This window comes from Streptomyces sp. AN091965 (assembly GCF_022698285.1).
GTDB lineage: Bacteria > Actinomycetota > Actinomycetes > Streptomycetales > Streptomycetaceae > Streptomyces.
In genome coordinates, this window is record NZ_JALDMY010000001.1 from 5,476,065 (window position 1) to 5,488,615 (window position 12,551).

A 12,551-nucleotide genomic window follows, 5' to 3' on the forward strand; every position below is an offset into this window, starting at 1 on the left:
GCTTCGGGTGACAATGCTGGGGTACCGTCCGAAGAACAGTCTTTTATCAAACTCACTATGGCAGGAGGTACGGAGCGGCATCGCTCCGTGTGGATGGACGTGAAGCGATACTTCCGTGGGCCAGTCATGTGGATCGTGCTGGCCGTCCTTGCCGTGGTCGTGTTGATGCAGGTCGTCGGTTCGGGTGGCGGCTATAAGACAGTGGACACCGGCCAGGTCGTGCAGGCCATCGACGACAACAAGGTCGAGTCGGCCAAGCTCACGACCGGTGACGATCACACCATCAAGGTCGAGCTCAAGGACGGCCAGAAGGTCAAGGGCAGCAGCAAGATCCAGGCGAGCTACATCGGCGACCAGGGCGTCGACATCGCCAAGATGCTGCAGGCCAAGTACGAGGACAAGCAGATCCCCGACGGTTACACCGTCTCGCCGTCGAAGCAGAACCCGTTCGTCGGCATCCTGCTGTCGCTCCTCCCCTTCGTCCTGATCGTCGTCGTCTTCCTGTTCCTGATGAATCAGATGCAGGGCGGCGGCAGCCGGGTCATGAACTTCGGCAAGTCCAAGGCGAAGCTCATCACCAAGGACACCCCCAAGACGACGTTCGCCGACGTCGCCGGTTCGGACGAGGCGGTCGAGGAGCTCCACGAGATCAAGGAGTTCCTCCAGGAGCCCGCCAAGTTCCAGGCGGTCGGCGCCAAGATTCCCAAGGGCGTGCTGCTCTACGGCCCGCCCGGTACGGGCAAGACGCTCCTCGCGCGCGCCGTCGCGGGCGAGGCGGGCGTCCCGTTCTACTCGATCTCCGGTTCCGACTTCGTCGAGATGTTCGTCGGTGTCGGTGCCTCCCGAGTCCGTGACCTCTTCGAGCAGGCCAAGGCGAACGCCCCGGCGATCGTCTTCGTCGACGAGATCGACGCCGTCGGCCGCCATCGCGGCGCCGGCCTCGGCGGCGGTCACGACGAGCGCGAGCAGACGCTCAACCAGCTGCTCGTCGAGATGGACGGCTTCGACGTGAAGGGCGGCGTCATCCTGATCGCCGCCACGAACCGCCCGGACATCCTCGACCCGGCCCTCCTGCGGCCCGGCCGCTTCGACCGGCAGATCGCGGTCGACCGCCCGGACATGCAGGGCCGTCTGGAGATCCTCAAGGTCCACCAGAAGGGCAAGCCGGTCGCTCCGGACGTCGACCTCGCGGCGGTCGCCCGCCGCACCCCGGGCTTCACCGGCGCCGACCTGAGCAACGTGCTGAACGAGGCGGCGCTGCTCACGGCCCGCAGCGACAAGAAGCTCATCGACAACCACATGCTGGACGAGGCCATCGACCGCGTCGTGGCGGGCCCGCAGAAGCGGACCCGGATCATGTCCGACAAGGAGAAGAAGATCACCGCGTACCACGAGGGCGGACACGCCCTGGTCGCGGCGGCTTCCCCGAACTCCGACCCGGTTCACAAGATCACGATCCTGTCCCGCGGCCGTGCCCTCGGTTACACGATGGTCCTCCCGGACGAGGACAAGTACTCCACCACGCGCAACGAGATGCTGGACCAGCTGGCCTACATGCTGGGCGGCCGCGCGGCGGAGGAGCTCGTCTTCCACGACCCGACCACCGGTGCGGCGAACGACATCGAGAAGGCCACCGCCACGGCCCGCGCGATGGTCACGCAGTACGGCATGACCGAGCGGCTCGGCGCGATCAAGTTCGGCGGCGACAACACCGAGCCGTTCCTCGGGCGCGAGATGGCGCACCAGCGCGACTACTCGGAAGAGGTCGCGGCGCTGGTCGACGAAGAGGTCAAGAAGCTCATCGAGACCGCGCACAACGAGGCCTGGGAAATCCTCGTCGAGAACCGCGACGTCCTGGACAACCTGGTCCTCGCGCTGCTCGAGAAGGAGACCCTCGGCAAGGAGGAGATCGCCGAGGTCTTCGCCCCGATCGTCAAGCGCCCGGCCCGCCCGGCCTGGACGGGTTCCACGCGGCGCACGCCGTCGACCCGCCCGCCGGTGCTCTCGCCCAAGGAGCTGTCCCTGACGAACGGCGCGAACGGGGCCTCTCCCGCGGTGACCGCCTCCAGCGGTTCCAGCGGAGAGACCAAGTCCCTCGAGGTGGCCCCGGAGGACCGCCCCGAGAGCTGATCCCGCGCGCCTCAGCAGGCCCGGAATGGATGCCGTGCCCCCCTGGTTCTAGCCTGGGGGGCACGGCTCTTTTCGGCCGTCCGCAAGTACCAGGAACCAGGAACGAGGCACAGATGACCGACCCCGTGACGCTGGCCGGCGAGGGCTCGATCGGCGAGTTCGACGAGAAGCGGGCCGAGAACGCCGTGCGGGAGCTGCTGATCGCGGTCGGCGAGGACCCGGATCGCGAAGGCCTGCGCGACACTCCGGCCCGGGTGGCGCGCGCCTACCGGGAGATACTCTCCGGGCTCCGCCAGGAGCCCGAGGACGTCCTGACGACCACGTTCGACCTGGGCCACGACGAGATGGTCCTGGTGAAGGACATCGAGATCGTCAGCCTCTGCGAGCACCACCTGCTGCCGTTCCACGGCGTGGCGCACGTCGGCTACATCCCCGCGGACTCCGGCAAGATCACGGGTCTGTCGAAGCTGGCCCGGCTCGTCGACGTGTACGCCCGCCGTCCGCAGGTCCAGGAGCGGCTGACCACGCAGATCGCCGACTCCCTGATGCGCATCCTCGAAGCGCGCGGCGCGATCGTCGTCGTGGAGGCCGAGCACATGTGCATGTCGGTACGGGGCATCCGCAAGCCCGGTGCCAAGACCACGACGTCGGCGGTGCGCGGCCAGCTCCGGGACGCGACGACCCGGGCCGAGGCGATGAGTCTGATACTGGCGCGCTGAGGCGGCTGAGAGGCCCGTACACGGCGTAACGGCCCTCCGGGGGAGCGGGAGCTCCTGCGGGGGGCCGCGGGCGCCTGTGGGGCCGGTGAGGCCTTGCGGGGGCCCGGGGTGCGCCGTCGGGGGTGCGTGGGCGCCGGGCCGCGCCGCCGGGGACGTGTCACGCCGCCGGGACAGCCGGGTGCTGCCGGGGCTCTGCCTGGGCGGCTGGGGCTCTGCCCGGGTGGTCGGGGCGGCGTCGTCGGGTCAGGCCGCCGGGGCCGCGCCGCCGTGCTCGTCGTCGCCGTTCTCCGGCAGCTTGCACACGCGCTCCAGGAAGAACGCGGCAGCTATCACGCCGATGCCCGCGACCACCGAGAAGGCCGCGTAGTACGCCTGGTCGCGGCGGTCGGGGATGTCGAGGAACCCGAGCAGGAAGACGCCCACGCCGCCGTACATCCCGCACACCAGGGCCGCGACCAGGGCGCTCGCCTGGCCGAAGACCACCGCGCGGGCCGCCATCAGCGGCTCGACACCCTTGGCTCCGGGCCGCCGCTCGCGCTGGGCCCGCAGCCGGGCGCGCAGCGAGATCGCCGTGGCGAGGAGCACCACGGCGATCACCGCGAGGACGATGGGCGCGGCGAGGGGCACGCGCGGCAGCGTGTCCACGGAGTTCCACAGCCGGGCGCCCGCCCAGGAGAGCACTCCGGCGACGACGAAGAGACCTGCCAGCGTCCTCACGCGCAGTTGCTTCATTCCGGAGGTCGCCCCTTTTTGCCTCTGTCCCGCTGCCGCCTTCTCGGTAGACCCTAACGACTACTCGGGCAGGCGGAGTTCCAGGTCGGCGCGCGGCGTGACGCCTTCGCGGGTGACGTCGTCGAGCAGGTCCGCGACCGGGCCGCGGCCGGTGAGCCGTGCTTCCGGCTCCACGTCGTACCACGGGGCGAGCACGAAGGCCCGCTCGTGCGCGCGCGGGTGCGGCAGGGTGAGCACCGGGTCGTCCGAGACGACGTCGGCGTACGCCACGATGTCCACGTCGAGCGTGCGGGCGCCCCAGCGCTCGTCGCGGACGCGGTGGAAGGCCTCCTCGACGGCCTGCGCGCGCTCCAGGAGCGAGGCCGGGGGGAGCGTGGTCTTCACGACCACCACCGCGTTGAAGTACGAGGGCTGCGAGCCGGGCTCGACGCCCCAGGGCTCCGTCTCGTACACGGGGGAGACCGCTTTGACGCGCAGGCCCGGGGTGTCCTCCAGGGCGTCGACGGCGCCCTGGAGGGTCTCCAGGCGGTTGCCCAGGTTCGCGCCGAGGGAGAGCACGGCGCGGTGGGGGTTGGAGAGCGTGGTGTCGGCGGCGTCCACCTGCTCCACCACGGAGGCGGGGACCGGCTGGACGGTGGGGTCGCTGTGGGGGGTCATACGCGGCTCCGGGTGATGGTGACGGTCACGTCGTCGAACGGGACGGTGATCGGGGCGTCCGGCTTGTGCACGGTGACCTCGACCTCCAGGACGCCGTCGTGCTTCAGACAGGCCTGGGCGATGCGCTCGGAGAGCGTCTCGATGAGATTCACCGGCTCGCCCTCCACGACGGCCACGACCTCCTCCGCCACGATGCCGTAGTGCACGGTCTTCGCCAGGTCGTCGTCGGCAGCGGCCGCACGGGTGTCCAGGCCCAGGACCAGGTCCACGATGAAGGTCTGGCCCTCCTCGCGTTCCCGCGGGAAGACGCCGTGGTGCCCACGGGCCTTCAGGCCGCGCAGCGCGACACGATCCACGCGAATCACTCCTGACAGTCGTCGGTACGGCCGGTCCCTGCCGAGTGCGGTCGGCACCCCAGCCACATTCGAATCTACCTGCGGGCACCGACAGCGTTCGCCCGCGGGGCCGCCGGAAGGCCTCGCCGCCGGCGTCCGCCGGTGCCCCTACCCACTCGGGGCGGGGCCCCACTCCCTCAGGAGGGGCTCTCGTCGTCCTCGTCGTCGCCGGACTCGGCGAGTACGGGCGACGCGTGGTGCGACCACAGCTTCCAGCCGTCGGAGGTGCGCCGGAACACGTTCGTGGCGACCACGAGCTGTCCGACGAGCGGGCCGAGCTCGTCGCCGTCGCGGGGCGCCGGGCCGCCGCTGAGGATGTTCTCCGTGCAGCTCACCAGGGCGGTGTCCCCGGCCACGCTGACCCGTACGTCGGTGAGGAAGAACTGGATGTACTCCGTGTTGGCCATGATCAGCGCGTACGACCGCAGGACCTCGCCGCGGCCGGTGAGGACCGGCCAGCCCGGGTGGACGCAGGAGATCGCGGCGCCGTCGTCCGCGTCCTCGCCGAACCCGTCGGCGCCGCCGTCGCTGCTGTCGTCGTCCGTTCCGTCGGGAGCGCCGGGGTCCTCGTCGTCCTCCAGGTCCACGGGGAGGCGGGAGAGGGCGCTGGTCAGGCTCGACGGGCCGCCGCTTCCGGTGCCGTCCGCGAGGTCGGCCGGATCCAGCCAGAGGTCCGTGACCTTGTCGAAGTCGCCGCGCTCCAGGGCTTCGTAGAAGGCGGTGTTCGCCCTCTCGACCTGCTCGATGTCCGTTCTGGCGCGTGTCACCGAGCGCCCGCCGCTTCGGCCGTTCCCGCGGCGCCCGCGTCCGTCACGGCCTGCGCCACCCGTACCGCGTCCGCCGTCGCGCGTACCTCGTGCACCCGGACCGCCCAGGCGCCCTGGTGCGCGGCGATCGCGGAGACGGCGGCCGTGGCCGCGTCCCGCTCGCGGGCGGGGGGCGGCGAGCCGCCGGGGCCTGCGAGGACCCGGCCGAGGAAGCGCTTGCGGGAGGCCGCGACGAGCACCGGGCGGCCGAGGTCGCGCAGCCGCTCCAGATGGGCCACGAGGGCCAGGTCGTGCTCGGCGTCCTTGGAGAACCCGAGACCCGGGTCGACGACGATCCGCTCCGGGGCGATGCCGCCCGCGATCGCGGCCTCCACGCGCGCGTGGATCTCATCGACGACTTCGGAGACCACGTTTTCGTACACCGGCTTGGCGTGCATGTCCGTGAGGAAGCCGCGCCAGTGCATCACGACGAACGGCGCGCCCGCGGCGGCGACCGAGGGGATCATGTCCGGGTCGGCGAGCCCTCCGGAGACGTCGTTCACGAGCACCGCGCCCGCCGCGAGCGCCTGGCGGGCCACGGCGGCGCGCATGGTGTCCACGGAGACCATGACGCCCTCGGCGGCCAGGCCCCGCACGACGGGCACCACGCGCCGCAGCTCCTCGTCCTCGTCCACGCGCGGGGCGCCGGGACGGGTCGACTCGCCGCCCACGTCGACCAGGTCGGCGCCCTGGGCGACCAGGTCGACGCCGTGCTTGACGGCGGCCGTGGTGTCGAACCAGCGGCCGCCGTCGGAGAAGGAGTCGGGGGTCACGTTCACGACACCCATGACCGCACAGCGGTCCCACTGGGGGAGCCCCTCGACCGATCCCCGCCCGCGCAACGTACTCATGCCTCCAGCCTAGGCCCGGGTGCGCGGGTGTTACGCCGCGCGGACCTCGTGCTGCTCGGCCGACCGCACCGCCTGGTGCGTGCAGGGGCGGGGCCCCGCCGTGCGGCGGCGCAGGAACCGCGGCAGCGCGAGAGTCACGAAGCCCTCCGCCTGCATGGCGGCGAAGCCGATCCGGGGGAGGTCGCGGCTGGAGCGGTACACCACGAAGCGCGGCTCCCAGCGCGGCCGGAACTTGGCGTTGAACTTGTACAGCGACTCGATCTGGAACCAGCGCGAGAGGAAGACGAGCAGTCCGCGCCAGGCCCGCAGGACCGGCCCCGCGCCCAGCTTCTCGCCGCGCGCGAGGGCGGCGCGGAACATCGCGAAGTTCAGCGACATGCGCGCGACGCCGAGCTGCGGGGCGGCCTGCAGGGCGGCCACGATCAGCAGCTCGTTCATGCCCGGGTCGGCGCTGCGGTCACGGCGCATCAGGTCGAGCGACACGCCGTCCTTGCCCCACGGCACGAAGTGCAGCACGGCCTTCAAGTCGCCGTAAGGACCCGGCTGTTCGTCGGTCTTGTGGGCGGTCGCGATCAGGCAGTCGCCGTCCGAGGGGTCGCCGATGCGGCCGAGGGCCATGGAGAAGCCGCGCTCGGTGTCGGTGCCGCGCCAGTCGTCGGCGGCCCGCTGGATGCGCTCCAGCTCCTGCTCGCCGAGGTCACGGATGCGCCGTACGCGCGTCTCGTAGCCATTGCGCTCGATCCGCTTGACCATCTGGCGCACGTTGCGCATCGCGCGCCCGGACAGGGAGAAATCCGCGACCTCCACCACCGCCTCGTCACCCAGCTCCAGGGCGTCGAGTCCGGTCTCGCGCGTCCACACCTGGCCGCCCGTCTCGGAGCAGCCCATGACGGCGGGCGTCCAGGAGTGGGCCTTGGCCTCGTCCATGAAGCGCTCGATCGCGCCCGGCCAGGCCTCGACGTCGCCGATGGGGTCACCGGAGGCCAGCATCACGCCCGACACGACGCGGTACGTGACCGCGGCCTTGCCGCTCGGCGAGAACACCACGCCCTTGTCGCGGCGCAGCGCGAAGTGGCCGAGCGAGTCGCGGCCGCCGTGCTTGGCGAGCAGCTCGCGCAGGCGGGTCTCGTCGTCCTCGGTGAGGCGCGCCGCCGGGTGCTCCGGGCGGAAGGCCAGGTAGATGGTGGTGAGGGCGGTGAGCAGACCCAGGGCGCCGAGCGAGAAGCCGACGGTCCAGGGGGTGCGGCCCGTGTAGTCGACGGGGCCCTCGACGCCGAAGAGGCCGTACAGGACGTGCATCAGGCGCTCGGAGATGCTGGGGTCGCCCACGACCTTGTCCGGGTGCACGCTGACGATCACCAGGCCGAGCGCGAGGGACCCGGCGCCGAGCACCACGAAGTTGGCGAGCGCCCGCCAGCGGCTGCGCGGGTCGGGCAGCGCGGCGAACTCCTTGCGGTGCCGGAGCAGCAGGACGAGCAGCGCGATCGGGATCAGCACACCGATGAACGAGTGACGGTATGTGAACTGTGCCACGGCGCCGAGCGGCAGCAGCACCACGGCGGCGCGCCACGCCCGGCGCTTGTTGCGGCGCAGACCGTGCGCGAGGAGCAGGAGCAGCACGCCGCAGCTGAGCGCGAGCGCGGCCGCGAACGGCCCGAACAGACCGGGCAGGACCTCGGCGAACGTGTGCAGACGGCTGTGGCGGAAGCGGGGGAACACCCCCGCCGCCACGTTCAGGAGCCCTACGAGCGCACAGGCTCTGGCGACCAGGGTGGGGACGGCTTCGGGGCGGGGGCCGCGGAGGATGCGGCGCAGCCCACCCTTGCCTTCTGGAACCACACCCGACATTTCCCCATCTATCCTGACAGACATCGCATCCCGTAGTTCCGCGAGAGAGCTTCGATCCGGCGCCAAATCCGGCAACCGGCAATATTGCGCCCTCTAGGACGGTCCTTCGGGGACACGGGTTCACTCCGAACCGGAAAACCAGCGCAAAGCTGGCGGAAAAGGCATGGCAAGGCCGGGGAAAGCCCCGGCCGAACCCGGGCCAGGGCTCTGACCCGAGTCCGGAGCCCGCCCTTCCGGCCCCCGGGAGTGAACAGGCAGAAAGCGCAGGCAGGATCTTCCCATGGGTCTCACGAGCAACAAAGTGCTGGCACTCGCGATCGCGCTGGCCGTGCTGCTGTTCATCGGCACGATCTGGCTGTGGCCGCGGCTCGCACGTCGCAGCTGGCGTGCCATCACCGGGCGCGTCGGGCTGCTCCTCGCCACGCAGGTCGCGGTCTTCGCCTCCATCGGTCTCTACACCAACCAGGCGTTCGGGTTCTACGCCAGCTGGGCGGATCTGCTCGGCCAGGAGACCGAGCAGGGCGTCGTCGTGGACCACGACGTGCTCAAGGGCGAGAAGGGCCCGGTGAAGGTGACGGACACGCAGACCGTGGACGTCCCCGGCGGCGAGACGCCCCGTATCGGCGGCCAGATCCAGAAGGTCCAGGTGCAGGGCCGGAACTCGAAGATCGCCAGCCCCGCGTACGTGTACCTGCCGCCGGAGTACTTCCAGCCGCAGTACCGCCACCGCACCTTCCCCTCGGCCGTTGTCCTGACCGGCTACCCCGGGACCGCCGAGGCGCTCATCAAGGGCCTGCACTACCCGCAGACCGCCCACAAGCAGGCCCGCCAGGGCAAGATGCAGCCGATGATCCTGGTCATGCTCCGGCCGACCGTGGCACCGCCGCGCGACACCGAGTGCGTGGACATTCCCGGCGGCCCGCAGACGGAGACCTTCTTCGCCCGGGACCTGCCGGACGCCATCACCCAGCACTACCGCGCGGGCAAGAAGCCCGACTCCTGGGGCGTCATCGGTGACTCCACGGGCGGCTACTGCGCGCTGAAGCTCGCGATGCACCACCCCGACGTGTACGGCGCCGGGGCGAGCCTGTCCGGCTACTACAAGGCCGCCCAGGACGTCACCACGGGCAACCTCTTCCACGGGGACAAGGACCTGGAGAACCAGGCCAACCTCATGTGGTACCTGGAGCACATGCCGCCCCCGAAGACCTCCCTGCTGCTCAGCAGCAGCAAGAAGGGCGAGGGCAACTACAAGGACACCCTGAAGTTCATCGACAAGGTGAAGCCGCCGACGCGCGTCTCGTCGATGATCCTCGACAGCGGCGGCCACAACTTCAACACGTGGCGACGGGAGATCCCGGGGTCCCTGGTGTGGATGAGCGAACGCCTGACGGGCGGCTCGGACGTGCGGTAGCCCCCTCCAGGGGGACCCGTCCCGGAGGGCTGAAACGGTTGCTCGGCATCGGGGTGCCGAGCAACCGTTTCAGCCACCCGTCACCGAAGCCACGCTCTCCAGCTCGACATCTCCGCGCGCGATGTCCAGCACGTCCGCCGTCGTCGAGCGCCGCAGCGCCTCATGCAGCCGGGCCGGGGTCAGCACCCCGAGGAACCGCCCCTCGCTGCGCTCGTCGATGACCGCGATCCACCCCGCGTCGTGCTGGAGCATCGTGGAGAACGCCTGCTTCAGGCTCGCGCCCACCGGCAGCCACGCCTCCATGCGCCGCGCGTGCTCGCGCACCGTACCGGTGCCCACGCGTGCGTGCTCCGCGGAGATCCAGCCGTGCAGGTTGTTGTCGCCGTCCAGGACGACGGCCCAGCGGGCGTCCAGCTCCCTGGGCAGCGCGTCGTCGAGGTGCACGACCGGCGGCTGCTCCAGGTCACCCTCCTCGATCGGCGTCACGGAGAGGCGCTTCAGACCCCGGTCCGCCCCGACGAAGTCCGCGACGTACTCCGTGGCGGGCGCGCCGAGGACGGTCGACGGGGTGTCGAACTGCTCGATGCGGCCGTGGCCGTAGACGGCGATGCGGTCGCCGAGCCGGACCGCCTCCTCGATGTCGTGCGTGACGAACAACACGGTCTTGCGCACGGCCTGCTGGAGGCGGAGGAACTCGTTCTGGAGGTGCTCGCGCACCACCGGGTCGACCGCGCCGAACGGCTCGTCCATCAGGAGCACCGGCGGATCGGCCGCCAACGCCCGCGCCACGCCCACGCGTTGGCGCTGACCGCCGGAGAGCTGCTCGGGGTAGCGGTCGCCGTACACCGCCGGGTCGAGGCCCACGAGGTCGAGGAGCTCGGCGGCGCGCTCACGGGCCTTGGCGCGCTTGACGCCGAGGAGGTGCGGGACGGTCGCGGTGTTGTCCAGGACCGTCTTGTGCGGGAACAGGCCGACCTGCTGGATGACGTAGCCGATGCGGCGGCGCAGTTGGACCGGATCAATGTCCGATATGTCGTCACCGTCGAGGAATATCCGGCCGCCGGTGGGCTCGATGAGCCGGTTCACCATCTTCATCGTCGTGGTCTTGCCGCAGCCCGAAGGGCCGACGAGTGTGACCAGTTCACCCTCGTTGACCTCGAAGGACAGGTCGTCGACGGCCATCGTGCCGTCCGCGTACCGCTTGGTCACATGCTCGAACCGGATCATGAGTCCCCATTGTGGCGCGTGTGCTGAGAGGGCCATGGTGCGCCCGCGTCTGTGAAGGCCGTGTTGCGCCCGCACGACGAGTCTCGGCGATTGTCAGTGCTCGGCGTTAGGGTCGCGGGACAGATGGACGTGTGCGTTTGGGCACGTGTCACGGTCCGTGCGGGGCCCGGGTGGAGGGGCCGCGCGCGGTCGGCGCACGCGGCCCGCGCACCGGGTCGGCCTGTGCGGTCGACAGGACACGCGGCGCGTGTGCGATGGAGCACACGCCCGATCGGCATGGCTTCGGGGAATCGGGGGAGGCGGGGCGGGTGAGCAAGCGGAACTGTCTCGTGACGAACGACTGGATCTGCGGCGAGTACGTCCGCTCGCGCAGTCAGGAGTTGATCGACGCGACGGTGCAGCACATCGGCATCACGGCCGTGTCCGTGGCGATAGGCGTGGCGGTGTCGCTGCCGCTCGCCCTGCTCGCGCGGCGCTGGCGGTTCCTCGCCGCGCCGATCCTCGGCGTGACGACGGTGCTGTACTCGATCCCGTCGCTGGCGATGTTCTCGCTGCTCCTCCCGTTCTTCGGCCTGTCCGCGTCGCTCGTGGTCACGGGCCTCGTCCTGTACTCCCTGACGATCCTCGTGCGGAACATCCTCGCGGGCCTGCGCGCGGTCCCCGAGGAGGCCCGGGAGGCCGCCAAGGGCATGGGGTACGGCCCGCTGCGGCTGCTGTGGGAGGTCGAACTGCCGCTGGCGCTGCCCTCCCTGCTCGCCGGCGTGCGCATCACCACGGTCTCGACGGTGGCGCTCACCACGGTCGGCGCCATCGTGGACAAGGGCGGCCTGGGCACGATGATCCTCGACGGCCTCGACACCCAGTTCAAGGCGCAGGTGCTCACGGCGTCGGTGCTGTGCGTCCTGCTCGCGCTCGCGGCCGACCTGCTGCTGCTCGCGCTCCAGCGCCGGCTCACCCCGTGGACCCGGGCGCATCGAATACGTACGAGCCGTTTCTCGCGCAAGGCGGACGCGGCCCCCGGTGTGGGCAAGGTGGCTGAGCCCGTATGAACGCGATATCCGGTGCCTATGAGTGGCTGACCACGTCCGCCAACTGGCAGGGCGAGAAAGGGGTGTGGCACCGGCTCGCCGAGCACCTCTACTTCAGCGGGGTCTGCCTCGCCGTGTCGTGCGCCATCGCGCTGCCGATCGCCCTGCTGCTCGGGCACATCGGCAAGGGCGGCGCCCTCGCGGTGAACATCTCGAACGTGGGGCGCGCGGTCCCGACCCTCGCCGTGCTCATCCTGCTCACGCTCACCCCGCTCGGGGAGCACGGGGACGTGCCGACGCTGATCGCCCTGGTCCTGTTCGCCGTGCCGCCGCTCCTGACGAACGCCTACGTGGGCATGCGCGAGGTGGACCGCTCGGTGGTCGAGGCCGCGCGCGGCATGGGGATGAGCGGCCGTCAGGTCTTCGGGCGGGTCGAGCTGCCGCTGGCGTACCCCCTGATCATGACCGGGGTGCGGTCGGCCGCGGTGCAGGTCGTCGCCACGGCGACGCTCGCCGCGATGGCGGGCGAGGGCGGCCTGGGCCGGATCATCACGGCCGGGTTCAATCTGCAGAACACGCCGCAGGTCGTCGCGGGCGCCTTCCTGGTGGCGCTGCTCGCCCTGGCCGTGGAGGGTGTGCTCGTCGCGGTCGGCTGGGCCTGCGACCCGATGCGGGGGCGGTCCCGTATGCGTGCCTGAGCGCCTGACGGGCCCCGGGCCCTCCTCCCTCCCTCCACACCTGTGG

The 12,551-nt window shown here is 71.0% G+C and carries 12 protein-coding genes; 5 read left to right on the top strand and 7 right to left on the bottom strand.

What is annotated here, in order from left to right; all coding sequences use genetic code 11:
- The first annotated feature begins 93 nt into the window (after positions 1-93).
- Entirely contained in the window at positions 94-2,130 is a 2,037-nt protein-coding gene (ftsH, locus tag MQV74_RS23210) for an ATP-dependent zinc metalloprotease FtsH (RefSeq protein ID WP_242729023.1), read from the top strand.
- A gap of 113 nt (positions 2,131-2,243) precedes the next feature.
- Positions 2,244-2,849, top strand: coding sequence for a GTP cyclohydrolase I FolE (folE, locus tag MQV74_RS23215; protein WP_138961098.1), 606 nt, complete (start codon positions 2,244-2,246; stop codon positions 2,847-2,849).
- Between the two features lie 243 nt (positions 2,850-3,092).
- Here folE and MQV74_RS23220 read toward each other — a convergent pair whose 3' ends face one another.
- The 6 genes from MQV74_RS23220 to MQV74_RS23245 all read right to left on the bottom strand — a co-directional run bounded on the left by MQV74_RS23220 (position 3,093) and on the right by MQV74_RS23245 (position 8,138).
- Positions 3,093-3,581 carry a DUF3180 domain-containing protein gene (locus tag MQV74_RS23220; RefSeq protein WP_242720558.1) on the bottom strand — a complete coding sequence of 163 codons (489 nt, stop codon included), beginning with the start codon at positions 3,579-3,581 and terminating at the stop codon, positions 3,093-3,095.
- A gap of 60 nt (positions 3,582-3,641) precedes the next feature.
- Positions 3,642-4,238, bottom strand: a complete 597-nt coding sequence (gene folK, locus MQV74_RS23225; protein ID WP_242720560.1) for a 2-amino-4-hydroxy-6-hydroxymethyldihydropteridine diphosphokinase — start codon at positions 4,236-4,238, stop codon at positions 3,642-3,644.
- Positions 4,235-4,594, bottom strand: coding sequence for a dihydroneopterin aldolase (gene folB, locus MQV74_RS23230; protein WP_138961101.1), 360 nt, complete (start codon positions 4,592-4,594; stop codon positions 4,235-4,237). The genes folK and folB overlap by 4 nt, the downstream gene beginning before the upstream one ends.
- Before the next feature lie 176 nt (positions 4,595-4,770).
- Positions 4,771-5,214, bottom strand: a complete 444-nt coding sequence (locus tag MQV74_RS23235; protein WP_374120789.1) for a nuclear transport factor 2 family protein — start codon at positions 5,212-5,214, stop codon at positions 4,771-4,773.
- 182 nt (positions 5,215-5,396) lie between these two features.
- Positions 5,397-6,290, bottom strand: coding sequence for a dihydropteroate synthase (gene folP / locus MQV74_RS23240; protein ID WP_242720564.1), 894 nt, complete (start codon positions 6,288-6,290; stop codon positions 5,397-5,399).
- A gap of 30 nt (positions 6,291-6,320) precedes the next feature.
- Entirely contained in the window at positions 6,321-8,138 is a 1,818-nt protein-coding gene (locus MQV74_RS23245) for a phosphatidylglycerol lysyltransferase domain-containing protein (protein WP_242720566.1), read from the bottom strand.
- A 280-nt stretch (positions 8,139-8,418) separates the two neighbouring features.
- On the opposite strand from MQV74_RS23245, the gene MQV74_RS23250 reads away from it, so the two are divergent.
- Positions 8,419-9,552 carry an alpha/beta hydrolase gene (locus tag MQV74_RS23250; RefSeq protein ID WP_242720568.1) on the top strand — a complete coding sequence of 378 codons (1,134 nt, stop codon included), beginning with the start codon at positions 8,419-8,421 and terminating at the stop codon, positions 9,550-9,552.
- Positions 9,553-9,621: 69 nt separating this feature from the next.
- Here MQV74_RS23250 and MQV74_RS23255 read toward each other — a convergent pair whose 3' ends face one another.
- Positions 9,622-10,779, bottom strand: a complete 1,158-nt coding sequence (locus tag MQV74_RS23255; protein ID WP_242720570.1) for an ABC transporter ATP-binding protein — start codon at positions 10,777-10,779, stop codon at positions 9,622-9,624.
- Between the two features lie 308 nt (positions 10,780-11,087).
- On the opposite strand from MQV74_RS23255, the gene MQV74_RS23260 reads away from it, so the two are divergent.
- Positions 11,088-11,828, top strand: a complete 741-nt coding sequence (locus MQV74_RS23260; protein ID WP_242720572.1) for an ABC transporter permease — start codon at positions 11,088-11,090, stop codon at positions 11,826-11,828.
- Positions 11,825-12,505 carry an ABC transporter permease gene (locus tag MQV74_RS23265; protein ID WP_138961108.1) on the top strand — a complete coding sequence of 227 codons (681 nt, stop codon included), beginning with the start codon at positions 11,825-11,827 and terminating at the stop codon, positions 12,503-12,505. Before MQV74_RS23260 ends, MQV74_RS23265 begins: the two co-directional genes overlap by 4 nt.
- Positions 12,506-12,551: the final 46 nt, after the last annotated feature.